General features: G+C 61.9%; 15 protein-coding genes. 7 read left to right on the forward strand and 8 right to left on the reverse strand.

Annotated features, from left to right (window positions below):
- Positions 1–70: 70 nt before the first annotated feature.
- Positions 71–649 carry a DUF3501 family protein gene (locus QZY03_RS07305; protein WP_295579629.1) on the reverse strand — a complete coding sequence of 193 codons (579 nt, stop codon included), beginning with the start codon at positions 647–649 and terminating at the stop codon, positions 71–73.
- Between the two features lie 69 nt (positions 650–718).
- Positions 719–2,059, reverse strand: coding sequence for a heterodisulfide reductase-related iron-sulfur binding cluster (locus QZY03_RS07310; RefSeq protein ID WP_295579631.1), 1,341 nt, complete (start codon positions 2,057–2,059; stop codon positions 719–721).
- A 470-nt stretch (positions 2,060–2,529) separates the two neighbouring features.
- Here QZY03_RS07310 and QZY03_RS07315 point away from each other — a divergent pair, with 470 nt between their 5' ends.
- On the forward strand, positions 2,530–3,354 hold the full coding sequence (locus tag QZY03_RS07315; protein WP_295579633.1) for a hypothetical protein: 825 nt from the start codon (positions 2,530–2,532) through the stop codon (positions 3,352–3,354).
- Positions 3,355–3,606: 252 nt separating this feature from the next.
- On the opposite strand, the gene QZY03_RS07320 is transcribed toward QZY03_RS07315, so the two are convergent.
- The 3 genes from QZY03_RS07320 to QZY03_RS07330 form a co-directional block, all read right to left on the reverse strand.
- A complete protein-coding gene (locus QZY03_RS07320; RefSeq protein ID WP_295579636.1) occupies positions 3,607–5,484 on the reverse strand; it encodes an asparagine synthase-related protein in 1,878 nt (625 codons plus the stop codon).
- A gap of 895 nt (positions 5,485–6,379) precedes the next feature.
- On the reverse strand, positions 6,380–6,997 hold the full coding sequence (locus tag QZY03_RS07325; RefSeq protein WP_295579638.1) for a lasso peptide biosynthesis B2 protein: 618 nt from the start codon (positions 6,995–6,997) through the stop codon (positions 6,380–6,382).
- A gap of 2 nt (positions 6,998–6,999) precedes the next feature.
- Positions 7,000–7,203, reverse strand: a complete 204-nt coding sequence (locus tag QZY03_RS07330; protein ID WP_295579639.1) for a PqqD family protein — start codon at positions 7,201–7,203, stop codon at positions 7,000–7,002.
- 499 nt (positions 7,204–7,702) lie between these two features.
- Between QZY03_RS07330 and QZY03_RS07335 the strand changes: the two genes are divergently transcribed.
- A complete protein-coding gene (locus QZY03_RS07335) occupies positions 7,703–8,656 on the forward strand; it encodes a nucleotidyltransferase family protein (protein ID WP_295579700.1) in 954 nt (317 codons plus the stop codon).
- Positions 8,657–8,750: 94 nt separating this feature from the next.
- On the opposite strand, the gene QZY03_RS07340 is transcribed toward QZY03_RS07335, so the two are convergent.
- From QZY03_RS07340 to pap, 3 genes are all read right to left on the reverse strand, one after another.
- Complete coding sequence (locus QZY03_RS07340) at positions 8,751–10,100, reverse strand: paraquat-inducible protein A (protein WP_295579641.1); 1,350 nt, start codon at positions 10,098–10,100, stop codon at positions 8,751–8,753.
- 176 nt (positions 10,101–10,276) lie between these two features.
- The gene (locus QZY03_RS07345) at positions 10,277–10,819 is read right to left on the reverse strand and encodes a hypothetical protein (RefSeq protein WP_295579643.1); all 543 of its coding nucleotides are present in this window, start codon (positions 10,817–10,819) and stop codon (positions 10,277–10,279) included.
- Positions 10,820–10,905: 86 nt separating this feature from the next.
- The gene (gene pap, locus QZY03_RS07350; RefSeq protein ID WP_295579645.1) at positions 10,906–12,606 is read right to left on the reverse strand and encodes a polyphosphate:AMP phosphotransferase; all 1,701 of its coding nucleotides are present in this window, start codon (positions 12,604–12,606) and stop codon (positions 10,906–10,908) included.
- Between the two features lie 179 nt (positions 12,607–12,785).
- Here pap and queF point away from each other — a divergent pair, with 179 nt between their 5' ends.
- The 5 genes from queF to QZY03_RS07375 all read left to right on the forward strand — a co-directional run bounded on the left by queF (position 12,786) and on the right by QZY03_RS07375 (position 16,219).
- A complete protein-coding gene (gene queF, locus QZY03_RS07355; RefSeq protein WP_020502826.1) occupies positions 12,786–13,178 on the forward strand; it encodes a preQ(1) synthase in 393 nt (130 codons plus the stop codon).
- A gap of 154 nt (positions 13,179–13,332) precedes the next feature.
- Positions 13,333–14,040, forward strand: a complete 708-nt coding sequence (gene trmB / locus QZY03_RS07360; RefSeq protein WP_295579648.1) for a tRNA (guanosine(46)-N7)-methyltransferase TrmB — start codon at positions 13,333–13,335, stop codon at positions 14,038–14,040.
- Positions 14,040–14,678 (forward strand): ATP-binding cassette domain-containing protein, encoded by a 639-nt coding sequence (locus QZY03_RS07365; protein WP_295579650.1) that lies wholly within the window; start codon positions 14,040–14,042, stop codon positions 14,676–14,678. Before trmB ends, QZY03_RS07365 begins: the two co-directional genes overlap by 1 nt.
- An 8-nt stretch (positions 14,679–14,686) precedes the next feature.
- The gene (gene fetB / locus QZY03_RS07370; RefSeq protein ID WP_295579652.1) at positions 14,687–15,496 is read left to right on the forward strand and encodes an iron export ABC transporter permease subunit FetB; all 810 of its coding nucleotides are present in this window, start codon (positions 14,687–14,689) and stop codon (positions 15,494–15,496) included.
- Between the two features lie 114 nt (positions 15,497–15,610).
- Entirely contained in the window at positions 15,611–16,219 is a 609-nt protein-coding gene (locus QZY03_RS07375) for a hypothetical protein (protein ID WP_295579654.1), read from the forward strand.
- The last annotated feature ends 161 nt before the right edge of the window (positions 16,220–16,380 follow it).

Here is a 16,380-nt window from a genome sequence, read left to right on the forward strand (position 1 = left end):
CGGTTGCCATGCACTCCCGCTCGGCAATCTGTGCGGAGCACCGGGAGTAAGCCGGCGGCTGACCCGAAGGTCAGGCCAGGTCCGCAGCCAACGCATCCCGGACGGCCGCAGCGGTCTGGACCTGGCCGCGGTAATCCGGGTGATCGATCCCGAGGGTCAGCCCCGCCGCGGCCTTCATGGCTGCCGCCATCGGCGCCGTGAGTTCAAAACGCAGGAAATGGACCGCGGAGGTCTTGGTCGCGTCTTCCCGCTCTAGATCCTCATCGGCAATGCCGTAGACGCGCTCGCAACCGTTCACCTCGACCCAGACCCGATCCTCGATGCCGCGCAGGCGGGCCAGCGCCGCGTGCCGCTCGTCCGCGTCCTCATACTCGATCATGAAGGTCGCCTTCCAGTTGCTCCCGTCCGGAATCAGCGGGTTGTAGGCGTCCAACTCGTCCTGGATACCGGCCGCCTCGAAGATACGCTCGGCTCGCAGCATCTCCTGCACCTGATACTGGATGGTCAGCCGATCTTCGAAATACAGGGTTGCGTGAGTACCGATCGCCACCTGACGATGCTTCTTGTGGGCCATCACCCGGGCGCGAAAGTCCGGACGGATCCGGGCGTAGTGCTCGAGGCTGTAGAGGTCGTCGCGCTGAAGCTGCATGGTCGTCTCCGATTGCGGTGACGGCGGTCCCGTACCAGCCGGGACGCGGCCGGCTAACCGCCGCGGATTTCAAATGCCGTAAGCCAGGCGCAACAGGCGCAGGGGATGCTGCTGTTGCCCGTCCCGGCCAAGCGCATGGGCGATGTGCGCACCAGCCATCGGACAATCGCTGCCGAAATGGTCGGCGGCCGCCTTGTCCACCCGGGTTGCAACGGGTTTTACGATCTTCATCGCGGCCGCGTAGCTCTCCTTCTTCACCGCATAGGTTCCGTCGTGCCCGGAGCAGCGCTCGATGATCTCCACGGTCGTCTCTGGTATCAGGGCCAGCACCTCGCGGGTTTTCTGTCCGATGTTCTGCACCCGTTGATGGCAGGATGCCTGATAGACAACGCTCCCCAAGGGGTGCGTGAAGTCCAGATTCAGCTTGCCGTGCTTATGCCGGAGCATCAGATACTCGAAGGGATCATACATGGCCTCCTTGACCGCCTGGACGTCCGGGTCATCCGGGAACATGAGCGGGAGTTCCTGTTTGAACATGAGCACACAGGATGGCACCATCGCCACGATGTCCCAACCCGCATCCACCAGCCCTTTGAGCACCGGGATGTTGAACTCCTTGGCGGCCTTGACCGCTTCTAGGTCACCTAATTCCAGCTTGGGCATACCGCAACAGCGCTCCTGCCGCGCCAGGGTGACCGGGATGCCGTTGTGTTCGAAGACCGCGATCAGATCAGCGTTCACCCCTGGCTCGTTATAGTTGCCGTAACAGGTGACAAACAGCGCCACCTTGCCGGTGGTCGCGCCCGCCGCTTCGCCCGTCGCGTTGCTCCCGATGCGTGTCCGTTCCGCTTTCCGCAGCGTTTCGCTATGGTACTCCGGCACTCGCGCCTCCTGGTGGACTTGCAACACTGCCTCCAGCGCCTTGCGCGCCAGTGGATTCCTGTTGGCCGCGTTCACCAAACCACTCACCACCGGGATTCCGGCGAGCGTCCCCACCCGGTCCGTACTGGTCAGCACACGGTCGCGGAATTTCACATCACCCTGCTTGAACTTGTACGCCTTGGCTCGTAACATCAAATGAGGAAAATCCAGGTTCCACTCGTGCGGCGGTACGTAGGGGCACTTGGTCATGTAGCAGAGATCGCAGAGATAACAGTGGTCCACCACCTGCCAGTAATCCTGCTTCGCGACACCGTCGACCTCCTGCGACGCTGAGGAATCGACCAGATCGAACAGGGTAGGAAATGATTGACAGAGACTCACGCAGCGTCGACATCCGTGACAGATGTCAAAGATCCGCTCCAGTTCATGGAAAAGAATGGATTCGTCGTAAAAGGTCGGATTTTGCCAGTCGAGGGCGTGGCGAGTCGGGGCTTCAAGACTACCCTCGCGAACGCTGGTGCTGCTCATATCGCTACCCTTGGATGTGCTGGTTTGCCGGAGATGTGCGAAGTGCTTAGGCCGCTATGATCACTTCGTCCTGCTGCTGCTCACTAAGTCTGGCTTGTCCGAGGTCGATCCGCAAAATGGATTTTACAATCAGCCTGATAGGTGATGACCATTGCGGTTGCCGGGGTCCAGCAGTCGTACGGAATCCCAGTTAACCATGGCATTGAAAGGGTTTAGTAAGCCGCTGTTGTCGAATGCCCAACCACGCACCCGCGACGACTCAAGCCCGTTGGCGGATCCAAAATCAAGAACTGTCAGCTTTTTTTACATCGGGGGCTGGCTGAACGACTGAGTAGGTGACGCTCGAGATACGTGATGCATTATTTATCAGAGAGATATAATAATCGGCGCGTTTTTTGCATGGATAAAGCGCCGAAACGACCAGCGCCGACATTGGCGCGCCGTCGAGACTGATAATTTAGGTATGTAAAATGAAATATCTAGCGGCGGCTTGGTGGATGTTTGTCTTGGGCGCTGGCCTCAGCCCCGCGGTGGTGCAAGCGATTCAATATACCAGCCTCACTGGCATGGTCATCGCCCACGACGGGATCCTTAATGCGAACAAAAAGGCAGATTTTTCTAATCTCGGTGCAGGGGCCTTCGATGCCATTCAGCGTATCGAGGGTGCGATGGTGGGCACTGCCTTCGACGCCTCACAAGTCATCGTCGTCGAGCGAGCAGGGGGGCCGTTGAGCGCGCCGTCCAACTATGCAACCCTGGGGACCCCTCTGACGAGTCAGGGGGATCCGCTTCAACTCAGCCAGGCCGGAAGTTTCCAGGTGCTGGATGTCCGCATCCCTTTTCCTCAATACGAGTATCTGATTGGTGGTCGATTGACGTCCGGCACTCCGCCGCAGACAGCAATAACCGGAACGCTCTCGCTTTTGTTCGACTATTTCCAGTCGACGCTCGATCTGGTCGTTTTCGGTATCGACGTGGCATCCCCGACGAATAATCCGAATTCCAGGCTCTTCGTCGATTTCTTTGAGGCCGATGGATCGGTATTGGACCGCCTCACGATCAGCCTGGATCGAGCGACGCCACAGGATCCGAACTTTCAAGACTTCTGGTTCGAAACCCTTGGCGGAGATGCAAGAATCAAAGGCATTACGCTGTCATCAAGCGACACTTCGGGCGTCGTATTCGGTAATATCTCGTTTTTTGTCCCGTCTCCGTCAGCCATTGCGCTGCTGACCCCGGGGATCCTGTTCTTGGCATTCAAGCGTCGTCGTTTTACTACTTATCACGAGGCTTGAGGAAACGGCGTCGCTTCAACAATACCGGGAATCGGTATCGAGGAATGCATCGACCTTGCTTTAGGGGGCGGGCGATGGGTCATTCATCACGAAGGTGAAGTCGGGGGTATTCCCTAAGCCTTGGGATTTGGTTAGCCCTCTGAGTGAGCCAAGGAACTGTAGTTTCGGCACCGCATAGGTCTCGCGATCGTCTTGAGGATTGCGCCGCATCGTTTCACATGGCTCTGTCGTGTTCATGAGTAACCTCTTTGTCTACCCGAGTGAGCGACTGTTTAACCAGCGTGCCAGGCACGCTGCATAAATGATACTGAAGCGATTGCCTGTTTCCAGATTCTCGTCGGCTCTCGGCAGCATTTTTGCCAATTGGCGGCTGCTTTCCCCGTTCGTGCGGATTCGGTCGAACTCGCGAACCAGGGCGGAGCCATGCAAGGCCCAGCGATGGTCGGCGGCTTGATGGTAATAAACCTTATCACGCAACCATAGTACGGACTGCGGCAGTTTTCCACGGAACGCCTGCCGTACCAAGTGCTTGTTATAGCCGTCACGACACCAAAGATGCGCTGGAGAAGCCAGCATGAAATTCGTGATTCTGAGATCAAACAATGGCGCCTGGACTTTCACCCCGCGCGCGCGCCCACTGGACCGATAAGCGTCCAACCCTACCCAGGTACTGTTGTGCCGAAGCCTCAACAGCATCGATCTGGGATAGGGATCCAGTTCCCCGATGCAAGCATCGCTAACGCACTGCTCGGCAATCCGCCGGACCAAGCCCTTATCGCGCATCAGCCATGGCGGCAGATTCCCGGTGACCATGCGTTGGCACTCGACACGCCGAGTCAACCGGCCTGGCAAGAACGTCTTCAATGCCGGTTTCAATACCCGGTTTTTCAGCAGTCCAGCAAGACTGACGCCGCGGCGACGACTGATCTCGAGCAACTCCAGAAAGACGCTCATGTCTCGCTCAGCTAACCGTGCCAGAACGGCGAAGCCCGGATTGCCTGCTGTATGCTCATCACCGCCGAGCCCGGTCAGTAACACCGAGCAGCCGAGTTTGATCGCGTGTTCTATGGCATGCTCCTGTGCCATAAGTAAAAAGGTCCCGGGCGATTCCGGACGGGGACGGTAACCGTCCCACGGGGACAGTGTTTGGAATCGCGCCCCATCCTCCCCGTGCCAAGACGCCAAGGCCAGTTGGTCCCGTATCTCGGTAATCGCCCTGCTCTCGTCGCAGCCGGGGTAGTCTGGGTAAAGGTAAGATAACGCCGCGACGCGTCTCGATTTCGCCGCTCCCAACGCGACGGCGGTCGCGGTGACGGTACTTGAATCCAAGCCGCCGCTGAGTTCGCAAAGCACTGGTTCATTATTTCTTCCCAGTCTATCAGCAACGGCGTACGTGAGCAACTCTCGATAGTGTTCCGCATACTCATCCAGGCTGCGGTAGCGAATCGGTCTCAGTGCCGTCGGTGACCACCACCGCCCGAAGTGCACCGCCTTTGCGGTCTTACTGAAATACTGGCCGCAGGCCACGACGCGAATTCGCTCGAACAACGACAACTCACGATGCGGAGAGGCCATCATCCAGAAGGCAACAGCAACCTCGCACCAGTGACTGGAGAGCTCCGGTAAAGCAACGAGACAACCCTCTTCGGACGCAATGACGCATGATCCGGACGCGAGTTCCGCGAGAAACAGACGACGTGCACCCGTGGCGTCGGATGCCCCGTAGATTGTGTTCGAACGTCGGTCGACGACTAAGAAGCAGAAATCTCCCAGTAAATGCAAGCAGCAATCGGTGCCCCAACGGAGGTAGGCGGCCAACAGCAGATCCTCGTCCGTCGCTGTTGGCCGACGCTCGTATGGATACGCCAGCGCATGCATGAGATCCTCCCGGCCGTCCAGCCGTACATCGGCAGCCATGACGAAGCGCCCAAAGTTGTCTTCCAGTGGACACTGGACTTTGGAGGGGGCTGCCGGTAAAAAGGTATCAAAGCCTCCAACCCCGATAGACTTGCCGATCCATCTGCGGCGGTTGCTGGTTCCGAGATACGCGACAGGATCGAGCAGTGTGTCTAGCTCGCTCGGCAAGACAATGCGTGGCGTTTGATGAACAATAGCGCAGAATGTACCCATGAAAGCTCTAGTACGAGATCAAATCGTCGAGTCTGACCACGGTGCTGCGCACCAGCTAGACTCGACCCCGTCAAATACTCAGCTTACACGCATTTTCGGATTGAGTGTAGATGCGGATGTCGCCCTCACCGAGCTTCCCCTCGTGGACGCCGGGCGGGCCGACCTCACAGTGCGTTCGATCGCGACAAGTCCAGAACCGATCACTTGGACTCGACAATGGTATGCCGCAGACGGCCGCTTGCAACTAGGGGCCGCAACATCCAGCCAGGGTTACATACTGCGATTCCCAGGCATCGGCGATTTCGTGATTTCGGAAAGGCCCGGCATGATTTCGTACCGACGCGATCCAACTGCGGCTGCTGCATCCTTCAGGCACGCCCTGTTGGATCAAGTGATCCCGCGCGCCCTCGCCCAATCTGGGCGACTTGTCTTACATGCGAGTGCGGTCTGCGGTCCCACTGGCGCTTTGTGTCTCGCCGGCTCGCCTCGTCAGGGAAAATCCACGTTGGCCGCGGCACTTCACCATGCGGGATTGGCTTCTTGCGCAGATGATGCGGTTTTAGTCGACCTGGCGCCCGAAGGTCCGGTCTGCTGGCCGGCGTATCCAGGCGTCCGCGTCTGTACCGACTCCGCAGCATATTTTGCCCGGACGGGGCCCCCCGTTGTGGTCCCCACTCAGTCCTGTGAAAAGCTTCGTTTGCTGTATGACGCTCCAGTGCGAACGGCAGTTCCCGAGCCTATCCCATTATGCGGAATTCTCATCCTCGATCGCCGGGAGCCATCGAATGCCAATACGCTCGTTGCTATACGACTTACCGACCTTTCCGCGAGTCAGGTGGCCGCCTGCGTGATGACGCATATGTTCAAACTCGATATCAAAGATCGGCTTACTTTGTCAGGAATGCTGGCCCAAGTCGCCGCGCTCGCCAATGCGTTGCCGGTCCTTAGACTTGAATATCCATCGGGTTACGAGCATCTGCCCGTGGTCTGCGAGCACATTCGGAGCTTCCTGGCCAGTTGCAACTAAGCGGTGCCGCGTCATCTTGCCGCGCTGTACTGATTGATCCGGCCGATTGGGCCTGAGAGCAACAAACTGGCTCTGGTGCGCGGCAGTTTGACCCAGCACTGCCCCGTCGAGTTCGACCCAAGCATGCGCTTCCACACCGCTCGCAGCCATGCGTACGCCAAAGTGGATATGCGCAACTTGGCCTCGTCGTGCCAGCAGCAGCCAGAGGGAAAGCGCCTGCGGCAGGCAAGTGAACTGATCCGGCAAGCCGCGCGCCGCCGTCTGGACCGCCCAAGTCAACCGGGCGGCATCGTCCGGCGTCCGAGTAGTCGCTGGGTCGGTACGTAAGGGCCTCACCAATCGGCTCAACCATTGTTGACTGCGCACAAACCCGAACGCGCTCAGCATCATAGTCGAGACGACCAAGTATCCCGACGCCTCAATCACAAGCCGGCGGCGATCAGGAGGAAGCGCGACAAACCGTCGCAGCCTGCCGATGGGTCGCATGGCTAAACCTGTTGAACCAACCCAGCCTGCAGCAGGTCGGCGACCAATGCCGCGAGGTCATCCTGAATCCGCTCCGGATCCGCACGGAACTCTTTGGCGATCAGTGCGGGGATTGCGCCGATTGATACGTCGGCCGCGAGTAATTCCCACATCCTGGCGCCGACCGCATTCAATCCAAAATAGCGCTCGCTGTGTAGATCAAGCAAGACCGCCTCCGCGTCGACCCTTTGATAGAGTACATCCGCAGAGATGCGTATCCGGCTGGTCGAGGAACCTGGCATCATCTTTGGTAGCCCTGATGTAAAACGAGCCGCGAACGCGGAAATAGGAGTTCTGTTTCGATGGCGGGGCCGGCTCTTTTGAGATTACAGTATAGCCTTCGTACCTGATATCCGGACAGGCCCTTGGTGTAGGGGCGGGATTGAAACCAGCCCCTACGTCCGGTTATCAGGTCCGGCGACTATATGTTGCCTGTACCTAAAAAGTGGCGGATTCCGAGGCCTAACCGCGAAATCCAGGCAAGCAACATCAGGGTGCCAGTGCGCCGCGGCCACCACGCTCCCGCTATTCGCAACCGATCTTATGTGTCGAGAGGCAATCGTGATCGTCTGGCCGCCAACTATCGCACTGGCACCTTTGGTGCGCCCACAGGAAGCACTACCTTGGCTTTCCGCGTCTGACGCACTGACGACCACCTTTGGACAGATGCTCGCCGCTCAAGGGCTGTCCTCATTGTGGTATGAGTTGGTTACCAGAAATGCGCTTCAAGGAACGGGGGGTTTAGGCGATATCTTAAGAAATCGCCGCCTTGCCGCCGCCGCGTCTTATCGGTTGCAGCACCGCACCGTAATCCGTGTCGGCACCTGCCTGAACCAGGAGGATATTCCCTGCGCTCTGATCAAGGGCGCCGCCGTGAGGGAGAAACTCTATGTGGATCCCTCGGTTCGCCCCGCGGATGATATCGACATCGTCGTAGCGGCGGAACATCGCGACGCCGCGATTCGGGCGCTCTGCGGTTACGGAATGACCTTTTCCGCAAATCGCGACAACGTGAGCCACGCCGCTACGTTGCTCGATGGGCCTGTCGCTGTAGATCTTCACTGGCATGTGTTGCGCCCCGGACGCAGCCGGTTCGATCTGGTGCCGACCCTGCTGGAGACTGTTGGACAGGAGCGCGGTCTGCCTCTTCTCGGCGATGATGCGAACCTGCTCGTGCTACTGGTTCATCCAGCTTTCGCCAAGTATGTCAACGGGTGTACCGCCAAATTGATTCGGGTAATCGATCTTGATCGCATGCTGCGTACGACCCAACCGGACTGGGATTGGATTCTACCCTTAATCGGTGCCGCGGGTCTGCGCACCGCCGCTTGGGCCGTGCTGCACTGGCAGCGCTCGCTGCTGGACACACCCGTTGATCCGACCGTGCTGCGCTACCTGGAACCGGGCAGGCTGCAGCGCCGCTACCTGACCTCCTGGATCGACCATCGACTGACCGCCCGGCTTAATGTCGTGCCCGGTCTGGTCCAGTGGGCTTTTACCCTGGCGCTGCATGAGCGGCCAGGGGATGCGCTGCGCTTCATCTTACAACGAGCAAAGGCGCGCTTGGAGGCCGGGAGCATCCTGAAACACCTGCAACAGATCGGCCGGACGCCAGGCTGAGTCAGGGCCTGCCGCCGGTGGTGTTTTGCGCAGTTGACCCACGGCAGGCTGGGAACCAGGGGCCGGGGCGCCTGAACCGAATGCTGAGCCCCGACTAAGTCGAATGCCCCTCCCCGATCCGGTTCTCGATGATGGTCGACAGCAGCAGGCTGGCCAATACGAAACCCAGAAACAGGAAAAAACCGGGGGCCAGGGCGGTGCCGTTGGTGGTGAGCACCTCCAGCGCCGCGTTGGCTCGACGCAAACTGCCGAGCTGACTGTCCGCCAGACCATTGAAACCGATATACGCCATGAAAATGGCGATCACCATCACGTCGGCCATCGACCATTTTCCCGACTTGAGCGCAAAAAAGCGCACCGGTCCGGCCTGTCGCAGGCCCTGGTAATCATAATAATAGAGGTAGGTCGCGAGCACCTTGAGGGCCGGAAAGATGACGCTGAACGCGACCAGCAACACCGCCACCAGGATCATATCCGCGGCCCCGGTGCGCATCAGGATCGAAACGACATCGAAGACACTCTTGGTCTGAAAGTACAGCACCTGGTTGGTGAAGATCACCGGCTCCCCCAGCACCTGGAGGCTGAGTTGCGCGATGCGCGCCTCGATCTCGATCATGGGCGTCAGGATGCCCCCGGCGAGCAGGATCAGGGTCGCTCCAGTGAGCAGAAAGAGCCGAAACTGATCGAAGCGCGGTGGCGACACAGCCACACCGGTCCCGTCTGCCCCCGCATCCAGGCGCCCCCCTGGGCTCAGGCAGACGAGGAACAGCAGGCCGACCAGGGCGAAAACCCCCAGCAGTTGCTGCAGGACCGGTAGTCGGGTAGACGCGATTCGGGTGCCGAGTTCCCGGTCACAGGCCGCGACATCTGCGCACCCGTAGGCCGTCAACTGGGTCTGGAGGCGGGACCGGTCGGTCTTGGCGAAGGTGGTGTCCGCGGCGTTCTGCAGGAAGGCCACGAGTTGGGCCTTGATCTCCCGTTTTGCTTCGGGCTTGGAGAGTTCCTCCACGACCAGATCCGCGTACTGCGGCACCTTGCGGCGCAGGTCATCGAAGTCGATCAGCAAGTCTTGCACACCCTGTTGCAAGACTCCCTTGAGCTGATCGACCCAGGAGCCGCCGGTCGCCTGGAGATTGCGTCGCCGCAGATAACGTTCCACCTCGACCAGCAAGGTGTTCAGGACCTGCTCCACCGCCCGCTTGACCTGGGGCCGGTTTTCATCGGTCAGTTCGAAGGCATTGATCCGGTTTTCCACCACCGCGGACAAGCGGATCACCCATTGGTCCGCATCCAGCAGACCGTAGCGCACATTGTTGATCTCACCCAGGTCGCTCTTGAGCGCCTTGACCCGGTTCAGCTCGGCAATCAGGTGCACCGCAAGCGCGAGCGCACCCAAGAACACCAGCAGGGCAAGGGCGCGGCGGACGATGAGTGCAGTAGACATCCTGATACTCCAACGGGACAAGGCGGCGCATTGTAGCCCCGAAGCGTGTGGGAATTCATAGGCCGCGATGCATCTTAGGTGATTTCCGGAACATCGGATACCGACCATCGGCTCGGAGGTAGGTGCGACTGAAGTCGCACCTACATTGACCGGTATCCAAATTGTCGGAAATCGCCTTAGGCCGCACGCGGGGGCCGCGGTCCGCTGAAGAACAGCAGCCCGCAAGCGACCAGCACCAAGGCGAAACGGGCCGTCTCGGCCATGAAATAGGCACCGTGAACCCGCGCAAAGGCGTCAAGCATCGGTGGCGGCGGGTCGCGGGGGAGGAAATCCAGTTGACGGCCGAGGTCGACAACCCGCGGCTCCAGGCCCAGATGAATGACGATCACCACGCCCAATCCGAGGGCGAGCAGGGCAATGGGGAGACGGCGGGCGCGACTTGCCAGCGCGAGTGCCAGAGCGATGAGGCCGAGGACGATCTGGGTGCGATTCCAGGCGTGAAAAAAGACCCGGTTGAGCTCGGAGGCCTGGACCCACTGCACGCTGCCCTTCTTGGCGACCGCATCCCGCGGGTCGAAACCGGCCGCCTGGGCGAGCTTGGGGTTGCGGTCGAACAGGTCCGTAAATCCTGCGAAGTTGTAGTAAATCACCGCGGTCATGAGCACGGAACCACCGAGCCAGCAGCCGAGGACGAAAGTGAGTAGTGCGTGCTGTTTCATGGGCTTGGGTTTCCGTTATGGGTCAGCGGTTTGGCGCCGTTCACTCCGACATCCTGCCGAAATGACGGCGCAACTTCCGCGAGCACTCAGCCTCTGCTCTTCGGCTCCTTCGGCTCCTTCGGCTCCTTCGGCACTTTCACTGCCTTATCCGCTTTCGCATCCTTATCCACCTTCGCGTCCTTGTCCGTCTTCACGGCCTTGTCCGTCCCGTTCGGCTTCAGGGTCGGCACGGCCGTCTCGATCGGCTCACGCGGCGGCTTGTCGCCGCACGGCACGTAACGGGTGGTCGCGCCGGGCCCGGCCGCCAGCGCCTCCTTCAGGGCCGCGCAGATGGTGCGCATCACCTTGACCCGCGCATACCGTTTGTCGTTCCCTTCGACCAGGGTCCAGTGGGCATGTTCGGTGCTGGTGCGTGCAACCATCTCGTTAACCGCTTCCTTGTAGAGCGGCCATTTTTCCCGGTTGCGCCAGTCCTCGGCCGTGATCTTGTAGCGTTTGTAGGCGACCTGTTCACGGTCCTGGAAGCGCCGCAGTTGCTCGTCCTGGTCGATGTGCACCCAGAACTTGAGCAGGATGACGCCGCTGCCCACCAGTTGCTCCTCGAACCCGTTGATCTCCGAATAGGCGCGCCGCCACTCCGCGTCGCTCGCGAAGCCCTCCACCCGCTCCACCAGGACGCGTCCGTACCAGGAGCGGTCATAGAGCGTGATGTACCCCGCGCGCGGCACATGGCGCCAGAAGCGCCACAGATAGTGGTGCGCCTTTTCCTCATCGGTCGGGGCCGCAACGGGAATGGTCCGGTAGAGCCGGGCGTCGATCGTGCTGGTGATGCGCCGGATGGTCCCGCCCTTGCCGCCCGCGTCGACCCCTTCGAACACTAACACGGTTGAGCGTTTGGCATTGTAGGCGTGCCAGGCGAGTTCGTTGATCTCCACCTGGAGATCCTTCATCTGCGCCTTGTACTTGTCATCGGACAGCGACATGGTGAGGTCCAACTGATCCAGCACGGTGGTCTGAGCGCGCGGACCGCTCGGGAGCTCCGGACCGCCCGCGTTGGGGGTCAGATCCTCCGGCCCCGGGTCGCTCAGGCGGGTGCGGATCGCGTGCAGCAGGGTCTTGCCGACCGTGAGATCGCGGTAGCGCGGGTCCTCGGCCTCCACCAGATACCAGGGCGAGATCCCCCGGTCGGTATGCAGGATGACCCGCTCGGCGACCTGTTCGAAGGCTTGGTAATGTTCGGAGAACTTCGCCTTCTGAGGCATCATTTTCCAGCGGCTGCGATCGTCGCGCGACAGGGCCTGCAGGCGCACTTTCTGGTCCTGCTCGGACATATGGAACCAGAACTTGACGATCAGCGCCCCGTCCTGGATCAGCATCCGCTCGTAGTCGACGATGCGGTTCAGCTCCGCGTCCAGTTCCGCGTCCGTGCAGTGCCCCTGGAAGTGGTATTCGATGGGCGTCATGTACCATCCGCCGAACAGGATGGTGATCTCGCCGCGCGGCGGTAGGGTACGCCAGAAGCGCCAGTAGCGGGGGCGGGCGCGTTCCTCGTCGGTCTCGTCCCAGAAGGCATGGGTCCAGACCCCGCGGGTGTCCAGCCATTCGTTGAGCCGGTTGACCACCTCGCCCTTGCCCGCCGCTTCCACGCCGGAGATGAGGATGATCACCGGGATGTCGGTCTGGCGCAGCTCGCGCTGGACCGCCAGCAGTTGGGTGCGCAACGCCTCCTGCTGCTCCTTGAAGTCGTCTTTGCTGACGGAACGTCCGACCTTGGTGGCTTCGAACATAGCTATGCTCTCTTCAGGCTATCGGCAGGGGGCCGTGGACCAGGGATTGAATCGGCGGCGATCGGGAGGGTCGCGACCGCACCGCGATGATAGCCGGGTACACTACCCTATTGCGTGCCGTTCGTGGTGAACCGCACGTTTTTTTCCCGGCCACACCCTGGCAACCCGGAGACCGCCCCATGCCCAGTGCCCCGAGCAAATCCCTGGAGACCTTCGAAAACCCGCAGCCGGAACGCGATTACACTATCCGCATCCGGGTCCCGGAGTTCACCTGCCTCTGCCCCAAGACTGGTCAGCCGGATTTCGCGGAACTCACGCTGGAGTACGTCCCCGATCGGCTGTGCGTGGAACTCAAGGCGCTCAAGCTCTACGTCTGGTCCTACCGCGACGAGGGCGCCTTCCACGAGGCCGTGACCAACCGTATTCTCACCGATCTGGTCACGGTCACCGCGCCCCGCTTCATGCGCCTGAGTGCGGATTTCAACGTCCGCGGCGGGGTGTACACGACCGTCGTGGCCGAGCACCGCGCCCCCGGTTGGTCGGCGCCGCCGCCGGTCCAGTTGCCCGGCTGAACCCGGCGATTGCAGACCGTGGTATAAAGACCGCTTGTTGATCGACCCCGCGCGCCTCCCGAGCCTTAGGCGATTTCTGTCAAATCATGTACCATCTCGCTTACATGATTTTCCGGCAATCGCCTTAATCCCCGTGCGACCCGTTCCGCCGTTGATGCCATCCGCCGCACCGGACGCTGCCGAGCGGCGCCGTCCGCTGCGCAGTTTTGTCCTGCGTCAGGGACGGCTGACCGCCGCCCAGGAACGCGCCTTCGCCCAGCTCTGGCCGCGTTACGGTGTGGCCTGGCCGCCCGGCACCCCGCTGGACCTGACCGCCTGTTTCGGCGGCGACCAGCCCGTGGTCCTCGAGATCGGTTTCGGCAACGGCGAGACCCTGGCGGCCATGGCCGCGGCCAAGCCGGCATGGCACTGGCTGGGGGTGGAGGTCCACGCGCCCGGGGTCGGGCACCTGCTGCTCGAGTGCGAACGGCTGGGGCTGACCAACCTGCGGGTGATTCGCCATGATGCGATGGAGTTGCTCGCCCAGGCCATCGCGCCCGGGTCGCTGGCGCGGGTTCAGCTCTTCTTTCCGGACCCCTGGCCCAAGACCCGCCACCACAAACGCCGGATCGTCAGCCCCGCCTTTCGCGATTTGCTGGGCCGAGCACTGCGACCCGGCGGCGTCTTTCACGCGGCCACCGACTGGGAGCCCTACGCCATGCAGATGCTTGAAGTGCTGGAGGCGGCGGGGTCGCCATTGCGCAACACCGCGGGTCCGGGCGGCTTCGCCGACCGCCCGGACACCCGTCCCTTGACCCGTTTCGAACGACGCGGCGAGCGTCTCGGTCACCAGGTCCGCGACCTGGTGTTCGCGCGGCGCTGATGGGCCTCCTGCGACTCGAGGCGCTCCGGCCGCGGGTGCTCGCTCAGGTGAGTCTGTGCGTGGACAGCGGCGAACTGGTGTTCGTCTCCGGCCCCTCGGGCTCCGGCAAGAGCCTGCTCCTGCGCGCCGTGGCCGACCTGGACCCCCATACCGGTGAGGTCTGGCTGGGCGCGGAGGCGCGCTCCGCCATGCTCCCGGCGCGCTGGCGCCGCCGGGTCGGCCTGCTCCCGGCCGAGGCCTTCTGGTGGACCGATACGGTGGGCGATCATTTCCCGCAAGCGGCGGCCGGTGCGGGCGCGTCGGGGACGCCGCCCCCATCCGGTCTGCCCGCTCTGCTGAGCGCCCTGGGATTCGAACCGGACGTCCTCGACTGGTCGGTCGGCCGGCTCTCCACCGGCGAGCGTCAACGCCTGGCCTTGGCGCGGTTGCTGGCCCAGAACCCGGAGGCTCTGCTGCTCGATGAGGCCACCGCCAATCTGGACCCAAGCAACCGCGAGCGGGTGGAGCAGCTGATAGGGGGCTATCGCGCCAGCCGCGCCGCGGCGGTGCTCTGGGTCAGTCACGACCCCGAGCAGCGCGCCCGCCTGGGTGGACGCCAGTTCGGCATTCATGACGGGCGCCTTGCCGCCATCACCTGAGCCTGCCGATGAGTCTTGTCCTGCTGACCCCCCTTGATCTCGCCTGCGCCGCGCTGCTGGTGCTACTGTTGGCCTTCATGTCCTGGCGGCTGCAACTGGGGGTGGAGCGGCGCCTGCTGATCGCCGCCGTGCGCAGCACGGTCCAGTTGCTGCTGGTCGGCCTGGTGCTCAAGGCCCTGTTCGCCCAGACCAATCCCTGGCTGATCGGGCTCATGGCCCTGTTCATGCTGACGGTCGCCGGATTCGAGATCCTGCAACGCCAGAAACGACGCTTCTGCGGCCCCTGGGGCTACGGGATCGGCGCGCTCTCCATGTTCATCTCCTCCTTCAGCGTGCTGCTGCTGACCTTGACCGTGATCATTCGGGTCGAGCCCTGGTACCAGCCCCAATATCTGATCCCGCTGCTCGGCATGTTGCTCGGCAACACCATGAGCGGCGCCGCCATCGCGCTCGACACCCTGACCCGCGGGGCCTGGGACGCCCGTGGGCGCATCGAGGCGCGCCTCCTGTCCGGCGGTACCTGGAACGACGCGATCGCCGACATCCGTCGCGATTCGCTGCGGGCCGGTCTGATTCCCATCGTCAACGCCATGGCCACCGCCGGCCTGGTCAGCCTGCCGGGGATGATGACCGGTCAGATTCTGGCCGGCAGTCCGCCGATGGAGGCCGCCAAGTACCAGCTCCTGATGATGTTCCTGATCTCCGCCGGAACCGGTCTCGGGTCCATGGCGGCGGTCTGGATCGGCTCGCGCCGACTCTTCGACGACCGCGAGCGCCTGCGGCTGGACCGACTGCGCCCCGCGGGGAGCACGCACTGAATCAAGCACTGAACCCCTCAACACGGGAAGGCGAATTGCATTTTGCGAGCTATAATTGCAGGGATCGAACCGACGACAACGCCTTCACGCCACACACGAGGTCGATATCCACCTATGAACCGCAATCAGGTTCTCGTCAGGACTGCCAAGGGCCAGGATGAAGTCCTGACCAAGGCGTACCATCTTCCGCCGGAATTGCGTCACCTGCTCATCCGGGTGGACGAGGATTGTTCGGTGGGTGAGACGCTGGACCAGTTCGCCGGGAGTGCGAACAAGACCGAATCGCAACTCGAGACCCTGGTTGCCGAGGGATTCCTCGCCCCCCAGGAGTCCATGCCTGAAATGGACGGGCTCAGCGTCGATCAATGGGAATTGCTTGCGGCCGGCCTGCTCGATCCGCGGGATCTCCAGCCGGAAGGGGAGGCCATCCCCGAATGCGCCTTCAACCTGGAGAAAGCGAAGGATTACGCACGCCTCATCCTGCTCGAATCCTTGTGCCCGGTCGATGCCTACCATGTCGAGCGCATCGATGCGGCCAAAACCGTCGGCGCACTGCGTGTCGAACTGGATGACCTGCGGGAACTGCTCCCCAGACTCTTGCCGAAGCGCCAGGCCCGGCAGGTCTGGGAACAACTCGAGCCGCTCATGCTGCCCCTGGGCGCCGATCCGGCCTGGCATTCGCCCCCGCCGAACCTGCTGGAGCGCTGGGCTCTGCGACCCTGAGGCCCAGCGGTTCTGAGCGGAGCAACCTGGAATCCAGGGCCGCAGCTTGTCATCCGGCGCAGCCGGCGGAGCAGCCCGGCGGATGGGCTCGGTCGCTTCGTGCCGATCAGCGTCGAACGCGATAACCCGACGTTGGGGTGGGTTTCAAACCCGCCCCGATG

The sequence above is a fragment of the uncultured Lamprocystis sp. genome (assembly GCF_903933125.1).
GTDB lineage: Bacteria > Pseudomonadota > Gammaproteobacteria > Chromatiales > Chromatiaceae > Thiodictyon.